Origin of the sequence: Nocardioides sp. LHG3406-4, assembly GCF_049897745.1 — a bacterium.
In the GTDB taxonomy this organism is placed as follows: Bacteria; Actinomycetota; Actinomycetes; order Propionibacteriales; family Nocardioidaceae; genus Nocardioides.
Window position 1 is genome coordinate 481,973 of sequence record NZ_JAFCWV010000001.1, and the last position, 15,795, is coordinate 497,767.

Below are 15,795 nucleotides of genomic sequence, written 5' to 3' on the forward strand. Positions count from 1 at the left end.
CTATCGGGCCAGGTCCACGCCGGCGTCGGCGGCGAGCACCTTGATCAGCGCCGACGCGTTCTCCTCGCCCCAGCCGCTCTCGACCGCACGCTCGATGGTTGTCACGGTCGCCTCGGTGCCCGGGACCTTGACCTCGAGGTCCTGCGCGAACTGCTTCACGAGTCGCCCGTCCTTGAGCATCAGCTTGAGCGCGAAGCTGGGCGAGTAGTCCCCCGCCACAACCGCCGACCCGACGCCGTCGAAGATCGGCGAGCGGAAGTCGGTGACCTTCAGGACGCCGAGCACGTCGTCGAGGTCCAGGCCGGCCTTCTTAGCCAGCGACAGCGACTCCCCGAGCGCCTCCAGCTGAGCGGCGACGATGAGGTTGCCGACGAGCTTCATCTTGGCGCCGTTGCCGGAACCGCCCATGTAGTGCACCGTCTCGCTGATCGCATCGAGCACATCGCGGGACGCATCGAAGGTCTCGCGGTCCCCTCCCGCGACGACCCACAGCCCGCCAGCGGCGGCCTCGCCCTTCGACCCGAAGACGGGGGCGTCGAGGAAGCGCACACCCCGGGCGGCGAAGGCCTCCGCCTCGGCGGCACTCTGGCCGGGCGAGATCGTGGACAGGTCGATGACGATGGAGCCGGTGTCGACCGACTCTGCGAGGCCGCCGGGAGCCAGGACGACCTGCTGCACCGCCTCGTCGTCGGCGAGGCAGTAGAGCACGAAGTCGGCGCCGGCCACAGCCTCGGGCAGGCTAGCGGCGCGCTGGGCGCCGATCAGCTGGGCGTCGTCGCTCGCGACCGGGCTGCGGTTCCACACGGTGACCTGATGACCCGCGCGCACGAGGTTGGCCACCATCCCGCGGCCCATCGTCCCGAGGCCGGTAAACGCAATCGTGCTCACAGTTGATCTCCATTGATAGAGGTTGAAGGGCTCGGCCCGTCGGGCACGGCCACGCGGATGATCGGAATCGGGTAGTCGGCGGCGCGGATCGGGTCGAAGAGCTCGTCGGTGATCCCCGCGGTCATGTCTTGCAGCGAGAGGACCTCGAAGAGGGCCTGGCGCTCGAACTTGGAGCTGTCGGCCACCAGGAAGGACGACGTGGCGATCTCGTGCATGGCGCGCTTGAGGGCGACCTCGTAGCCGTTCGTGTTGGTGATGCCGTTGGCGTTCACCGCGTCGGCACCGAACACGGCGACATCCACCTTGAGCCGCTCGAGCTGCTTGATCGCGTTGTCCCCCCACAGCGTGTAGACCTGCGGCAGGAGCTCGCCGCCGAGGACGACGAGGTGGGAGCTGGCCTGGTCGGCGATCTCGACCCCGATGCGCAGGTCGTTGGTGATGATCGTGAGGCCCTGGTGGTTGGCCAGGTGGCGAGCCACCTCGAGCGTCGTCGAGCCGCTGTCGAGGAGCACGGTCTGCCCTGAGCCGATCCGGTCGGCCATCGCCGCGCCGATCGCTGCCTTCTCCGCTCGGTGCTGACCCTCCTTCACGCTGAAGGCGGTGTCCTGGCGGACGACGGGGTCCGCGGCCGACACACCCCCATGGTTGCGACGGACCAGACCGCTGGCCTCCAGCTTGCTCAGGTCGCGCCTGATCGTCGACTGGTCGACGCCGAACGTGTCGGCGAGCGTGGTCACGTCGAGGTACCCGGACTCCCGGATCTGCGTCAGGATCGCGCTCCGTCGCGGACTGTTCAAGGGGGCACCTCCTCATGGGCGTGGCCAGTGTAGGGGACGAATACGGGCACGCGCCTGCACGAACCTGCACGTTTAGCGCGCGTTCATGACCGAATTCCGTCAGAAACGTTGACATTCGGGCAACAGCGGGAGCACGCTACGAGTCCCTAGGAGCGCCCGCCTGGCGTCGTACGACGACACGACAGGTCGCGGGGAACGTCTGTCCACGAGCGGCACGCTCGCCCATGAAGGAGTCAGGAAATGATGAAGCGCACGGGCTACCAGGCCCTCGTCGTCGGTGCGGCGACCCTCGCCCTCGCCGCATGCAGTACGACGGGCGGCTCGGGTGGAGCAGCGGACACGTCGGGTGACCTCGCCCCCGAGGACATGTCGATGGTCACCGTCGTCAAGCTCACCGGCGTCGGCTGGTTCGACCGGATGGAGGAGGGGGTCAACGCCTTCGCCGACCGGACCGGGATCGACGCGCGGCAGCAGGGCGCGGACGACGCCAGCCCGGAGAAGCAGATCCAGATCATCCAGGACCTGCTCCCGCAGAACCCCACGGCCATCACGGTCGTCCCCAACTCCCCCGAGGCGCTGGAGAACGTGCTGGCCTCGGCTCGCAAGCAGGGTGTCGTCGTGGTGTCGCACGAGGCGGCCGGGATGGAGAACGTCGACGCCGACATCGAGGCCTTCGACAACGACTCCTACGGACGTCTCATCGGCGAGAACCTGGCGGACTGCATGGGCGGCAAGGGCCAGTACGCCGCCTTCGTCGGCGGGCTCACCGCCAAGACCCACATGGACTGGGTGGCCGGTGGGCTGGCCTACATGAAGGAGAACGCGCCGGGCATCACACGCGTCTCCGACCCGATCGAGTCCAAGGAGGACGAGGGTGTGGCCTACGACCGGGCCAAGGAGATCCTCGCCAAGTACCCCGACATCAAGGGCTTCCAGGGGTCGGCGGGCACCGACGTGGCCGGCATCGCTCGCGCGGTCCAGGAGGCCGGCAAGCAGGACTCCATCTGCGTGATGGGCACCTCGATCCCGTCCGTGGCGAAGAAGTACCTCGCTGACGGCTCCATCGACAAGGCCTTCCTGTGGGACCCGGCTCTCGCCGGCGAGGCCCAGCTCGCCGCGGCCGAGCTGATCGCCCAGGGCAAGAAGATCGAGGAGGGCACCGACCTCGGCGTCAAGGGCTACGAGTCCCTGAAGCCGATCGAGGGCACCACCAACGCCTTCAGCGGTGAGGCCACGTTGATCGTCGACAAGGACAACGTCGACGACTTCGACTTCTGAGCGCGCACGATCGAGTGGGGCCCACTGCCGTCGCACGCAGTGGGCCCCTTCCTTGAGGGAGCATTGTGATGAGTGCAGAAGAGCCGGCCTCGGGCCAGGCCGGGGCGCCTGTCCTGGAAGTCCGCGACATCGTGAAGACGTACGGCGGGGTGACGGCGCTCGGCGGCGTCTCGCTCGCCCTCACCGCGGGCCACGTCCACGCCCTCGCGGGCGAGAACGGGTGCGGCAAGTCGACGCTGATCAAGATCATCAGCGGAGCAGAGCGACCCGACTCCGGTGAGATCGTGATCGACGGGGTGTCGCACTCCCACATGGCGCCGAAGGATGCCATCCGACTGGGCATCCAGGTCATCTACCAGGACTTCTCCCTGTTTCCCAGCCTCACCGTCGCCGAGAACATCGTGCTGACGTCCGCGGTCGCGAACCGGCGCAAGGTCTTCTCGCCCGGCGCCAACCGCCCCGCAGCCCAGCGCATCGTCGACGAGCTCGGCCTGACGCTCGACCTCGACAAGGACGTCGAGCGCCTGTCGGTCGCGGACAAGCAGCTGACCGCCATCTGCCGCGCGCTGGTCAACGACGCCCGGGTGATCATCATGGACGAGCCGACGACAGCGCTCACCCACTCCGAGGTCCAGCGGCTGTTCGGGCTCGTCCGCAAGCTGCAGGATCGCGGCGTCGCGCTGGTCTTCGTCAGCCACAAGCTCGAGGAGGCGCTGCAGGTCGCGCAGGACGTCACCATCCTGCGCAACGGTCAGCTCATCATCTCCGGGCCCGCCGAGGACTTCGACCGCCGTTCGGTCTCGCGCTACATGACCGGGCGGGACATCGACGAGTCCCGGCTGGTGAACGAGCCTCGCTACGACCGCGACCCGGTCCTGAGCGTGCGCGACCTGTCGCTGCCGGGTGCCTTCCAGGACATCAGCTTCGACCTGCATCCGGGCGAGATCCTCGGCCTGAGCGGGCTGCTCGGCTCGGGCCGCTCGGAGATCGCCGAGGCCCTCTTCGGCGTCATCCAGGCGGAGTCCGGGACGACAATGGTCGACGGCCGGCCGGTGACCATCCGCAGCATCCCGGACGCCATCCGGGCCGGCATCGGGTACGTGCCCGAGGACCGGCTGACGCAGGGACTGTTCCTGGACAAGTCGATCGCCGACAACGTCATCGCCAGCTCGCTGAACCGGCACCGGCGGCGGGCCGGGCTGCTCGACCGCAGCCGGATCGCGCGCACCATCACCGAGCAGTTCCAGAGCCTGCGCATCAAGGCCCCCAACGTCGCCGCCCCGGTCCGGAGCCTGTCGGGCGGGAACGCCCAGCGGGTCGTCCTGGCGAAGTGGCTGGCGAACCACCCGAAGGTGCTGATGCTGAACGGCCCGACGGTGGGCGTCGACGTGGGCTCCAAGGAGGAGATCCTGACCATCCTCCGCGCCCAGGCCGCCGCCGGCATGGCGATCATCGTGATCTCCGACGACGTGCCCGAGCTCGTCGCGGTGTGCAACCGGGTCCTCGTGGTCCACCAGGGCAGGCTGTCCGCCACCTTCACCGGTGACGAGATCGAGCTCGACGCGATCCAGGGAGCGATGGCCGCATGAGCTCCCTGCGCTCCTTCCGCCTCACTTCGCTCCGGGGCGCGAACAACGAGGGCGCCCTGGCCCTGATCCTGCTGCTCATCGTCGTCGTGATGTCGATCGTGAGCTCCGACTTCCTGAGCGCCGGCACGATCTTCTCGATCCTGCGCTCCTCGATCGTGCCGACCGTGCTCGCGCTGGGCGTCCTGATCGTGATCATCTCCGGCGGCATCGACGTCTCGTTCCCGGCGATCGCGATCTTCGCCGCCTACACCACCGTCGTACTCGTGGAGAACGGGAGCGTCCCGGATCTGGGCGTGGTCGGGATCCTCGTCATCTCGCTGGGGATCGGGGCCCTGCTCGGGTTGGTGAACGGTGGACTGATCTCCCGGTTCAGACTGCCCACCCTGATCGTGACCCTCGGGACACAGGGCATCTTCAAGGGGGTTCTGCTGGCCTACGTCGGGTCCCGCTACATCGCCGACCTGCCCAGCGGCATGAGCAGCTTCTCCACGATGAGCCTGCTGAAGGTGCCCTCCGGCGGTGAGACCGTGTCGCTGCACGCGCTGGTCGTGCCGGTGATCGTGCTGTGCATCGCGGTCAACGCGATGCTGCGCAACACCATGTTCGGGCGCGGCATCTTCGCCATCGGGGACGACATCGAGGCGGCTCGCCGCGTCGGCTTCTCCGTGGTGAACGTCCAGCTCGCCGTCTGTGTCCTCGCCGGCGTCCTCGCCGCGTTCGGCGGCGTTCTGCACGTGACGCTCACCCGCAGCGCCAACCCGCAGGACCTCCTTGGCACCGAGCTCGACGTGATCGCGGCAGTCGTGCTCGGGGGCGCGTCCATCTTCGGCGGCCGCGGCTCGGTGCTCGGCACCGTGCTGGGTGTCCTCCTGGTCCAGCTGATCAACAACAGCCTCATCCTGGTGGGCATCCCGTCGACCTGGCAGCGCACCGCGGTGGGGCTGCTGCTCGTCATCGGTGTCGGCGTCCAGGCGATCAACGCCCGCCGTGCCTCCCGGAGAGTCTTCGTCCACAAGGAAGCGGTGCCGACGTGACGAACGAGCCCGGACGCCCACAGTCCGACTCCGAGGCGGCGACGGCGAGCGTCGACGCGCACCAGCGTGTCGACAACGCGGTCTCCGCGGCCATCGGCCGGTTCCACGTCCAGCACGGAGTCGTGCGGATGATCGTGCTGACGGTCGTCGCGTTCGCGATCTTCGCCATCGCCCGGCCCACGATCTTCCTCAACCCCCTCAACCTCCAGAACATCGCCATCGCGGCGCCTGAGATCGGTCTGCTCGCGCTGGCGATCATGCTGGCCATGCTCACCGGCGGCATCGACCTGTCGGTCGTAGCGATCGCCAACATGACCGCGATCACCATCTCCGTGCTGTCCACCGAGTTCGGCGAGTCCGCAGGTCCAGGCGTCGTACTCCTCATCGTCCTGGCTGGCCTGCTGGTCGGCCTGGCCGGCGGGCTCCTCAACGGACTTCTGGTGGCCAAGGTCGGCATCACGCCGATCCTTGCCACGCTCGGCACGATGCAGATTCTCAACGGCCTGGCCCTCGTGTGGACGGGCGGCAAGACGCTGTACGGCGCCCCGCAGGCGCTCACCACCTTCGGGCAGACCGCGGTCGCAGGGGTGCCGGCACTCTTCGTGGTGCTGGTGCTGGTGGCCGTCGTGCTGGCCGTCGTCATCAACCGCACCGCGCTCGGCTCGAGCATCCTGCTGCAGGGCGCCAACCCGGTGGCGGCCCGCTTCTCCGGCATCCGCACCGAGCGCACCCTGATGCTCACCTACCTTCTCAGCAGTGCCCTGGCCGCGGTCGCGGGCATCCTGTTCGTCAGCCGCAACCCCACGGCGAGCGCCGACTACGGGTCGTCGTACGTGCTGCTCGTCATCGTGATCGCCGTCCTCGGCGGCACCAACCCGAACGGCGGATTCGGCACGGTGCTCGGCGTCGTGCTCGCCACCTTGACGCTGCAGATCGTCTCCAGCGGGTTCAACATCCTCCGGCTCACGTCCTACGACTACGCCATCGCCCAGGGTGCGATCCTCATCGTCGTGATGGTGCTCGACCAGATCACGACGAGGCGCCGTCGTTCCGCCGTACCCAAGTCTCCGAAGTCCACCATGAACGTGCCGCTACAGGGGTTGAGGAAGTCATGAAGAAGATCATCAACAGCCCGGAGACCTTCGTCGACGAGTTCATCGAGGGCATCCTGCTGGCCCACCCGGACCTGGTGAAGACCCCGGGCGAGGACCGCCGGGTGCTCGTGCGCGCGGACGCCCCCGTCAGCGGCAAGGTGGGCATCGTCACCGGGGGTGGCTCCGGTCACCTGCCGCTGTTCAAGGGGTACGTCGGCGAGGGTCTCTGCTCGGGCGTGGCCATCGGCAACGTGTTCTCCTCGCCGTCCTCCGAGCAGGTCTTCGAGACCACGAAGGCGGTCGACGGCGGAGCCGGGGTGCTCTACCTCTACGGCAACTACGGCGGGGACGTGCTGAACTTCGACCTCGCCGCCGACCTGGCCGAGCTCGAGGACATCGAGACCGCGACGGTGCTGGGCACCGACGACGTGGCCAGTCAGCCGAGGGAGCGCCGGGCCGACCGCCGGGGCGTCGCGGGCATCCTGTTCGCCTACAAGTGCGCCGGGGCCGCGGCCGAGCGCGGCGACAGCCTCGCCGAGGTGGCCGCCATCGCGCAGGCCGCCGTGGACAACACCGGGACCATGGGGATCGGGCTCTCGCCGACCATCCTCCCGACTGCCGGGAAGGCCACCTTCGAGCTCCCCGACGGGGAGATGGAGATCGGCATCGGCATCCACGGCGAGCCCGGCATCCATCGAGGCCGTCTCGAGACTGCCGACGAGATCGCGGACCGGCTGACCCGGCCGATCTTCGAGGACCTGGGGCTGAGCTCGGGTGACCGCGTGGCGGTGCTCGTGAACGGCCTGGGCGCCACCCCGCTGGAGGAGCTCTACGTGCTCTACCGCCGCGTCAGCCAGCTCGCGGGCGAGGCGGGCGTGCAGATCGAGAAGAGCTACGTCGGCCAGTACGCCACCAGCCTCGAGATGGCCGGCGCGTCCATCTCCGTGCTCAGGCTCGACGACGACCGCCTGGCGCTGCTCAACGCGCGCGCCGAGTCCCCGTTCTTCCGGGAGGGCTGACATGCAGGCACCTGAGCTCAAGTCGGCGATCACCGAGTCGATGACGCAGATCGCCACCCACTCCGACGAGCTGCGCGACCTCGACGCCGCCCTCGGCGACGGGGATCTCGGCATCACGATCTCCTCCGGCGCCAAGGCGGTGGTGACAGCCCTCGAGACGCTGGACGACACCGTCACGCCCGCCGAGATCGCCAAGGCGTGTGCCAAGGCGTTCGCCAACGCCAACCCGTCCACGATGGCCGCGCTGGTCGCGGGAGCGCTGCTGGCTGGTTCGAAGGCGTGGGCCGACAAGCCCGAGATCGGCCAGGTGGAGGCAGTGGAGTTCGGCCGGGCCGCCGCGGAGAGCATCTCCAAGCGGGGCAAGTCCGAGGTCGGGGACAAGACGGTCCTCGACGCCCTGGTGCCTGCCGTCGAGGCGCTCGCGGCAGCGCCCGACGGGGTCGCCGGCCTGCGGTCGGCCATCGCGGCGGCCGAGAAGGGCGTGGTCGACACCAAGGGCCTCCAGTCCCGGCGCGGCCGGGCGTCCTGGCTGCAGGAACGCAGCATCGGCCTGCAGGACCCCGGGGCCACCGCGCTGCTGAGGTTCCTCGAGTCCTGGCCGACGCCCCGGGCCTGAGCCGAACGCCGTCAGCCGGCGAGCACCGGGTCCGCGACGCCGTCGGCGATCAACGCGCGGTCGCCGACGTAGAGGTGGCACCCGGGCGCACGCAGGTCCTTCACGATGTCCCAGTGCAGCGACGACTCGTTCGTGCCGCCGCACTGGGGGTAGGCGCGACCCAGCGCGATGTGCACGGTGCCGAGGATCTTCTCGTCGATCAGGAGGTCGCCGGTCACGGTCCTGACGGCGGCGTTGGTCCCGATCCCCAGCTCTCCGACGCGGGACGCGCCCGGGTCGGTGGCCAGCAGCTCGCGCACGAGCGCCTCCCCTCGCTGGGCGGAGACGCCGGTGACGACGCCGTCGGTGAACTCCAGGCGGAGCCCCTCGATCTCGGATCCGGCGAACCAGAAGAGGCCGGGGAACGTGATGTGGCCGTGCACGCCCGTCTCGAGCGGGGCCGTGGCGAGCTCGCCGTCGGGCAGGTTCGCCTCGCCGGCGAACACCACCCAGGTGCGGCCGCCCACGGGGAGCGTGAGGTCGGTGTCCGGGCTGAGGATGCGGACCGTGTCGCTCGCGCCGAGCTCGGCCGCCAGGGTCTCCCAGGCGCCCCGCTTGGTCGCCCAGTCGTCGATGCAGCCGGCGAAGAACTCGTCGAGGAGGTCGTCGTAGTCGACGCCGATGAGCGCTGCCCACCCCGGAGTCGGGACGCGGACGAGCGCCCAGCGCGTCTGCTGCCAGCGCAGCGCGGACACCTCGCCCTTGCCGCGCCGCTGCAGGGCCAGCCGCTCGGCGTCGACCGGGCCCGGCACCGGGACCGCCATCGAGCGGAAGGAGACGTGGACGTCGGCCCAGAGCATCGACGACACCTCCAGCGGAGCGGGGGTCGCCAGCGTCTCGGCCAAGGCGAACGCCACCGCCGAGCGGTCGAAGCGCTCGTCGGTCAGCAGCACCTGGGGGATGCCGCCCCGGCGGTAGACCTCGTCTACGAAGGCCTCCACCGCTGGCATGGCGTCGGGGTCGGTGAGGAAGATGCTCACCTTCGACCCGCTGGCGACCTGCGTGCCGTCGGCGATCTGGCTGGCGAGCTGGGCCCAGCGGCTGGTCACGAGTTCTCCCTGTTGCCTGCTCGAGCGTGGATGAGGTCACGGGTGGCTCGGTAGAGCGCCTGGAAGTCGGAGTGGTCGGCGCGCAGCGACTCGCTGTCGGGGCCTGGCGCGACGGTGCGACCCGTCCGGCACCAGGCCAGCACTGCCGCCCGGTCCTCCAGGAAGCCGACGCCGTACGCCGCGAGCAGCGCGTCCCCGAAGGCGGCACCGGTGGTGTCGGCGATGGTCTGGCTCGTCTCGGCGATGTCGCTGACGGTCTGCAGGAAGAGCGGGTTCTTGGTGCCCCCGCCGACGGCGAAGACGCGGCTCGGGCGCCGGCCCGCGTCGTCGTACGCGGCGAGTGCGTCGGCGACGGAATGGCCCACGCCCTCGATCACCGCCCGGGCGACGTCGGCCCGGGTGTGCTGCAGCGTCAGTCCGGCGATCACCCCCCGACTGTCGGGATCATGGAGCGGGGTGCGCTCTCCGCTGAAGTAGGGGAGCACGAGCAGGCCGTGCGCGCCCGGGACCGACTCCTCCGCGAGGGCCAGCAGCGCGGCGAACATCTCGTCGTTGCTGCGGGTCCCCGAACGCAGGTCCAGCAGGTCGGCGAGCCAGTGCGTCAGCGTGCCGGCGGTCGAGGTGCCGGCCGCGAGGACGTAGGTGTCCGGGAAGACGTGCGGCGCCGACCAGAGCACGTCGTTGGGCGCCGGCTCGTCGAGCATCTGGATCATGTACGTCGAGGAGCCGTACATGAGCATCATGTCCCCCGGCTCCACCACCGAGGAGCTGACCGCCTCGGCCGGCGCGTCGGTGGTGCCCACGATGACCGGCGTGCCGACGGCGATGCCCGTGGCCGCGGAAGCCGCCTCGGTCACCTGGCCGGCCACCTCCGTCGCCCAGGCCAGCCGCGGCAGGCGCGGCTCGGAGACGACGTCCTCGCAGCCGGTCAGGTCCCAGCGCCGGCTGCCCAGGTCGTAGAGCGGGTGGAAGTACCCCGCGGTGCCGTGATCCATGACGACCTCGCCGGTCAGCCGGGCGACGAGGAACGTCTGGCTGGTCATGAAGTAGGCGGCCCGCTCGTAGACCTCCGGCTCGTTCTCCTTGAGCCAGAGGATCTTCGGGCCCGCCGACTGGCTGGTCAGGTGGTTGCCGCTCCGCGCGAAGATGGCGTCCCGCCCGAGCCGCTCGGTGAGGCTGGCGATCTGCGCCGTGGCGCGCGTGTCGACGCCGTACAGGATGGCGGGTCGGAGGGGGACGAGGTCGGCGTCGGTCGGCAGCACGCACGGCCCGATGGCACTCACCCCCACCGCCGTCACCTTCACCGGGAGGTCGTCGCCGCGACCCGTCACGGCCGGGTCGGCCAGCAACGAGCGGGAGACCTCGCACAGGCCCCGCCACCACACCGTCTCGGCGTCGTGCTCGGCACGGCCGGGCGCGGGGGCGGACATGGTGTGGGGCAGCCGGGCGGTGGCCACGACCTCTCCGGTCTGGTCGACCAGCACGCCCTTGGTCTCGAACGTCCCCACGTCGATCCCGAGGAAGAGGTCGGTCGCCACGGCCGCCATGGCTAGAGAGCTCCGCGAAGCTTGTGGACCTCACCCATCAGCTGCTCGACCCGGTGGGCGTCGACCGGGTTCTCGAAGACCCCGGACTCCTTGAAGAAGGTGCCCACGATGGCGGCGTCGGCGATGGAGAGCTGCTCGGCCACGTTGTCGGCGTTCACGCCGGTGTTCACGATGACCGGGGTCTGCCCCGCGTTGTCCTTCACGGTCTGCAGCACGCTGCTGTCGGTGGCCGCGCCGGCGGTGAGGCCGGACACGCACAGCCCGTCGGGGCGGCAGTTGAAGACGGTCGACTTCGTCAGGGAGGCGATGTCGCGCTCCGCGAGGTAGGCAGCGGACTCCGGCACGATGTTGAAGAGCAGGCGTACGTCGTCGCCGGCGACCGCGCTGCGGTGGCGCGCCGTCGCGCCGACGTTGGTGTTCCACACGCCGAAGTCGGAGGCGTAGACGCCGGTGAAGATCTCCCGGACGAACGTCGCGCCGGTCGCGACGGCCAGGTCGATCGAGGCGGTGGCGTCCCACAGCACGTTGACGCCGAACGGGACGCGGATGCTGTCGCGCAGCTGGCCGATGATCCGGGCCATCGTCACGTAGGTGATCGGCTCGACCTTCGTGAGGTAGGGCAGGCTGAACTCGTTGGAGATCAGGATGCCGTCGACCCCGCCCGCCTGGAGGTTCTCGATCTCGCGGGCCGCGAGCTCGACCACCCGGTCGACCCCGCCCGCCCGGTCGTAGCCGGGGTCCCCTGGCAGGGCCTGGAGGTGGCACATGGCCACCACGGGCTTGGGGGCCGGGAACACATCAGAGAGCCAGCTCACGGTGGCACACATCCTTACCGTCACGAGGGTGCAGAAACGAACACAGAATTGATCGAATGCTACATTAACTGTGTTCGGCTGACCATTGCCTGGAGGACCGGAACGATGAAGAACCTCCGCCACGACCGCATCCTCGACATCCTCCAGTCCGAGGGTCGCGTCGAGGTGAGCGAGCTGTCGCGACAGCTCGACGTCTCCGAGATGACCACCCGCCGGGACCTGCTGGAGCTGGAGTCCCTCGGCTCCCTACGGCGCGTGCGCGGCGGCGCGGTGCGGGAGCTGGGCCGCTCGTTCGAGCCGGGCTACCGCACCCGCCAGCACCACGCGCTGGTCAACAAGAAGGCGATCGCCGCGGCCGCGGCCGAGCTCGTCGCCGACGGCGACGCGATCGCGCTCGACGTCGGCTCCACCGTGCTGCACATGGTCGACCAGCTCGTCGGCCGCAGTGGCCTGAGCATCGTCACGTCCAACCTCCGGGTGGCGTGGGCGGTGGCGAACAACCACGCCCTGGAGCGCTCGGTCCGGCTCATCCTGGCCGGCGGCGTCGTCCGCCCCGACGAGCTCAACATGACCGGCAGCTCCGCCCAGGAGCACTACCGCCGCCTGCGCGTGGACACGGCGTTCATCGGGGTGGGCGGGGTCAACGCCACCGCCGGCCTGACCGACTACAACCTCGAGGACGCCGAGCTCAAGCGGGTGCTCGTCGACTCCGCGCGACGCGTGATCGTCCTCGCGGACTCCTCCAAGCTCGGCCACGAGACCTTCGCCCATGTCGCCGACCTCGGACAGGTCGACGCCCTGGTGACCGACGCGATGGCCGACGCCGAGGCCGTCGAGGAGCTCCGCGGGACCGGCCTGCACGTGGTCCTGGCACCGGTCCCCGCCGCCTGAGTCCTCACTGGGCCGGCCGTGCTCGTCGGGCGGCAGCTAGCCTCCTCGCATGCCTCGCTTCACCCGCGCCGAGCTCGAGTCCTACCGCGGGGCGGAGGTCCCCGACCTGCTGGGACCGGGGCTGCGGCTGCTGTTCGTCGGCATCAACCCGGGTCTGTGGACCGCCGCCACCCAGACCCACTTCGCGCACCCGGTCAACCGGTTCTACCCCGCTCTGCTCAAGGCCGGCATCATCGACCGCCGGATGGACCCGGCTGCCGGGATGACCGACGCCGACCGCGACTACCTCCGAGGGCGCGGCATCGGCATCACCAACCTCGTACGCCGCGCCACCAGCCGCGCCGACGAGCTCACCGCGGACGAGCTCCGCGCCGGGGCAGCGGCGCTGACGGCGCTCGTGGAGGAGATGCGGCCCAGCGTCGTCGCGGTGGCCGGCATCACGGCGTACCGACAGGCCTTCGGCGACCGCAAGGCCACCGCCGGGCGTCAGCCGCAGCGGCTGGGTGGGGCGGAGCTGTGGGTCGTGCCCAACCCGAGTGGCCTCAACGCGCACCACACCGTCGCCACCCTCGCCGACGCGTACGCCGAGCCCGCTCGCGCCGCCGGGATCCTGTGAGGCTCACCCGGGGAACTGCTGGTCCTTGCCCAACACCGTGAGCCCGCCCTCGACGTGGAAGCCGCGCTCCCGGTCGAGCGCCTGGTCGACGCCGACCGTCTCGCCCGGCGGCACGACCACGTTCTTGTCGAGGATCGCGTTGCGTACGACGGCGCCGGGGCCGACGCGGACGCCGTTGAGGAGCACCGAGTCGTAGATCTCGGCGCCGGCGTCGACGTAGACCTCCGGCGACAGGATCGACTTGCAGACCAGTCCCCCGGTGAGGACGGTGCCGGGCGACAGCAGCGACTCCTCCGCGACGGTCTGGCGCCCGTCGGCGGCCGGCGCGAGCTTGACCGGCGGCTGGGGCCCGTAGGACGTCATGATCGGCCAGTCGAAGTTGTAGAGGTTGAAGACGGGCAGCGGTGACACGACGTCCATGTGGGCGTCGTAGTACGACGCGAGCGTCCCGACGTCGCGCCAGTAGCCGCGGTCGCGGTCGGTCGACCCCGGGACGTCGTTGTCCTTGAAGTCGTAGACGTCAGCCTCGCCGTTGCGGACGAAGGCCGGCACGATGTCGCCGCCCATGTCGTGCTTCGAGCCGTCGAGGGAGGCGTCGTAGGTCACCGCCTCGACGAGCGACTTCGCGTCGAACACGTAGTTGCCCATGCTGGCCAGCACCTCCCCGGGGCTGTCCGGCAGCCCGGTGGGATCGCTGGGCTTCTCGAGGAACTCCCGGATGCGACGCGGGTCCCCGGGGTCGACGTCGATGACCCCGAACTGGTCGGCCATGCCGATCGGCTGCCGGATCGCGGCGACGGTGCATCGCGCCCCCGAGTCGACGTGCTGGGCGACCATCTGGCTGAAGTCCATGCGGTAGACGTGATCGGCGCCCACCACGACGACGATGTCGGGCTTCTCGTCGCGGATGAGGTTCAGCGACTGGTAGATCGCGTCGGCACTGCCGAGGTACCAGTGCTTGCCCAGCCGCTGCTGCGCCGGCACCGGAGCGACGTAGTCGCCGAGCATCGTCGCCATCCGCCAGGTCTGCGTGACGTGACGGTCGAGGCTGTGCGACTTGTACTGCGTCAGCACGACGACCTTCAGGTAGCCGCTGTTGACGACATTGGACAGCGCGAAGTCGATCAGCCGGTAGATCCCGGCGAACGGCACCGCGGGTTTGGCCCGGTCAGCGGTCAGCGGCATCAGCCGTTTGCCCTCTCCACCGGCGAGCACGATCGCGAGCACGTTCTTCCGCAGCATGGCGTCACCGTCGCATCCGCTCCTCGTCTTGTCGAGAACGGGTCCGAGTACGTTGCACCCATGCGCGTCGACCTACTGACCAAGGAGTACCCGCCGGAGGTGTACGGCGGCGCCGGCGTGCACGTCGCAGAGCTCGCCCGTGCGCTTCGGCGACGTGGCGACCTGACGACCCGGGTGCACGCCTTCGGCAGCCCCCGCGACGAGGCCGGCACCGCGTCGTACCCCGACCTGGCCGAGCTCGCCGGCACCAACGGTGCCTTGCGCACCATGGGCGTCGACCTGGCCATCGCGGACGCCTGCCTCGGGGCCGACCTCGTGCACTCGCACACGTGGTACGCCAACTTCGCGGGCCACGTCGCGGGCCTGCTGCACGGCATCCCCCACGTCGTGACCGCCCACTCGCTCGAGCCGCTGCGGCCGTGGAAGGCCGAGCAGCTGGGTGGGGGCTACGCCGTGTCGTCGTGGATCGAGCGGTCCGCGTACGAGTCGGCGGCCGGGGTCGTCGCGGTGTCCGCCGCGATGCGCGACGACGTGCTCCGCTGCTACCCCGCCGTCGACCCGGCCTTGGTGCAGGTCGTGCACAACGGCATCGACACCGACGAGTGGGCGCCGTTGCACGACCCCGACCGGGTGCGCGAGCTCGGCGTCGACCCAGACCGTCCGTCGGTGGTCTTCGTCGGCCGGATCACCCGGCAGAAGGGGCTGCCGTACTTCCTGCGCGCCGCCGCCCGGCTGCCGCCCGACTGCCAGCTCGTCCTCTGTGCCGGAGCCCCCGACACCCCCGAGATCCTGGCCGAGGTGGAGGCTCTCGTCGCCGACCTGGCCGCCACCCGCACCGGCGTCGTGTGGATCCGCGAGATGCTGCCGCGCCCCGACGTGGTCGCCCTGCTGTCCGCGGCCACCACCTTCGCGTGCCCGTCGGTCTACGAGCCCCTCGGCATCGTCAACCTGGAGGCGATGGCCTGCGAGACCGCTGTGGTCGCGACCGCCACCGGCGGCATCCCCGAGGTCGTCGTACCCGGGGAGACGGGGCTGCTCGTCCCCATCGACCAGGCCACCGACGGGACGGGCACCCCGCTCGACCCCGAGCAGTACGTCGCCGACTTCGCCGCGGCCCTCAACGAGGTGGTGGGGGACCCCGGCCGTGCCGCGGCCATGGGGCGGGCCGGCCGCCGGCGCGCCATCGACGCCTTCAGCTGGGATGCGATCGCCGCGCGGACCGTGGAGATCTACCGCTCCCTGCTGCGGACGTGACCACTCGTTCGACCATGCCCCGGGCAT

The 15,795-nt window shown here is 70.2% G+C and carries 15 protein-coding genes; 9 read left to right on the plus strand and 6 right to left on the minus strand.

From position 1 onward, the window contains the following. Together ACP7BP_RS02285 and ACP7BP_RS02290 are read right to left on the minus strand one after the other, a co-directional pair. Positions 1-888: an NAD(P)-dependent oxidoreductase gene (locus ACP7BP_RS02285; protein WP_426242089.1), complete on the minus strand. Its 888-nt coding sequence runs from the start codon at positions 886-888 to the stop codon at positions 1-3. Then, on the minus strand, positions 885-1,685 hold the full coding sequence (locus ACP7BP_RS02290; protein ID WP_426242091.1) for a DeoR/GlpR family DNA-binding transcription regulator: 801 nt from the start codon (positions 1,683-1,685) through the stop codon (positions 885-887). Before ACP7BP_RS02290 ends, ACP7BP_RS02285 begins: the two co-directional genes overlap by 4 nt. 240 nt (positions 1,686-1,925) lie before the next feature. On the opposite strand from ACP7BP_RS02290, the gene ACP7BP_RS02295 reads away from it, so the two are divergent. From ACP7BP_RS02295 to ACP7BP_RS02320, 6 genes are all read left to right on the plus strand, one after another. Beyond that, entirely contained in the window at positions 1,926-2,963 is a 1,038-nt protein-coding gene (locus ACP7BP_RS02295; RefSeq protein WP_426242092.1) for an autoinducer 2 ABC transporter substrate-binding protein, read from the plus strand. Between the two features lie 68 nt (positions 2,964-3,031). After that, entirely contained in the window at positions 3,032-4,552 is a 1,521-nt protein-coding gene (locus ACP7BP_RS02300) for a sugar ABC transporter ATP-binding protein (protein ID WP_426242093.1), read from the plus strand. After that, positions 4,549-5,586, plus strand: coding sequence for an ABC transporter permease (locus tag ACP7BP_RS02305; protein ID WP_426242095.1), 1,038 nt, complete (start codon positions 4,549-4,551; stop codon positions 5,584-5,586). Before ACP7BP_RS02300 ends, ACP7BP_RS02305 begins: the two co-directional genes overlap by 4 nt. After that, positions 5,583-6,701, plus strand: a complete 1,119-nt coding sequence (locus ACP7BP_RS02310; RefSeq protein WP_426242097.1) for an ABC transporter permease — start codon at positions 5,583-5,585, stop codon at positions 6,699-6,701. Before ACP7BP_RS02305 ends, ACP7BP_RS02310 begins: the two co-directional genes overlap by 4 nt. Next, positions 6,698-7,699: a dihydroxyacetone kinase subunit DhaK gene (locus tag ACP7BP_RS02315; protein ID WP_426242099.1), complete on the plus strand. Its 1,002-nt coding sequence runs from the start codon at positions 6,698-6,700 to the stop codon at positions 7,697-7,699. Before ACP7BP_RS02310 ends, ACP7BP_RS02315 begins: the two co-directional genes overlap by 4 nt. A gap of 1 nt (position 7,700) precedes the next feature. Then, on the plus strand, positions 7,701-8,315 hold the full coding sequence (locus ACP7BP_RS02320; protein ID WP_426242101.1) for a DAK2 domain-containing protein: 615 nt from the start codon (positions 7,701-7,703) through the stop codon (positions 8,313-8,315). Between the two features lie 11 nt (positions 8,316-8,326). Here ACP7BP_RS02320 and ACP7BP_RS02325 read toward each other — a convergent pair whose 3' ends face one another. Genes ACP7BP_RS02325 through ACP7BP_RS02335 form a run of 3 tightly spaced genes read right to left on the minus strand, consistent with a single transcriptional unit; the run spans position 8,327 to position 11,765 of the window. Then, positions 8,327-9,403 (minus strand): aminopeptidase, encoded by a 1,077-nt coding sequence (locus ACP7BP_RS02325; RefSeq protein WP_426242103.1) that lies wholly within the window; start codon positions 9,401-9,403, stop codon positions 8,327-8,329. Next, positions 9,400-10,941, minus strand: a complete 1,542-nt coding sequence (locus ACP7BP_RS02330) for an FGGY-family carbohydrate kinase (RefSeq protein WP_426242105.1) — start codon at positions 10,939-10,941, stop codon at positions 9,400-9,402. Before ACP7BP_RS02330 ends, ACP7BP_RS02325 begins: the two co-directional genes overlap by 4 nt. 11 nt (positions 10,942-10,952) lie before the next feature. Beyond that, positions 10,953-11,765, minus strand: a complete 813-nt coding sequence (locus ACP7BP_RS02335) for a BtpA/SgcQ family protein (RefSeq protein WP_426242107.1) — start codon at positions 11,763-11,765, stop codon at positions 10,953-10,955. A 105-nt stretch (positions 11,766-11,870) separates the two neighbouring features. On the opposite strand from ACP7BP_RS02335, the gene ACP7BP_RS02340 reads away from it, so the two are divergent. Together ACP7BP_RS02340 and ACP7BP_RS02345 are read left to right on the plus strand one after the other, a co-directional pair. Next, positions 11,871-12,656, plus strand: a complete 786-nt coding sequence (locus ACP7BP_RS02340; RefSeq protein WP_426242109.1) for a DeoR/GlpR family DNA-binding transcription regulator — start codon at positions 11,871-11,873, stop codon at positions 12,654-12,656. Between the two features lie 49 nt (positions 12,657-12,705). Then, positions 12,706-13,272, plus strand: a complete 567-nt coding sequence (locus tag ACP7BP_RS02345; RefSeq protein WP_426242111.1) for a mismatch-specific DNA-glycosylase — start codon at positions 12,706-12,708, stop codon at positions 13,270-13,272. A gap of 3 nt (positions 13,273-13,275) precedes the next feature. On the opposite strand, the gene ACP7BP_RS02350 is transcribed toward ACP7BP_RS02345, so the two are convergent. Next, a complete protein-coding gene (locus ACP7BP_RS02350; RefSeq protein ID WP_426242112.1) occupies positions 13,276-14,514 on the minus strand; it encodes a glucose-1-phosphate adenylyltransferase in 1,239 nt (412 codons plus the stop codon). 60 nt (positions 14,515-14,574) lie between these two features. On the opposite strand from ACP7BP_RS02350, the gene glgA reads away from it, so the two are divergent. Further along, a complete protein-coding gene (gene glgA, locus ACP7BP_RS02355) occupies positions 14,575-15,768 on the plus strand; it encodes a glycogen synthase (protein WP_426242114.1) in 1,194 nt (397 codons plus the stop codon). Positions 15,769-15,795: the final 27 nt, after the last annotated feature.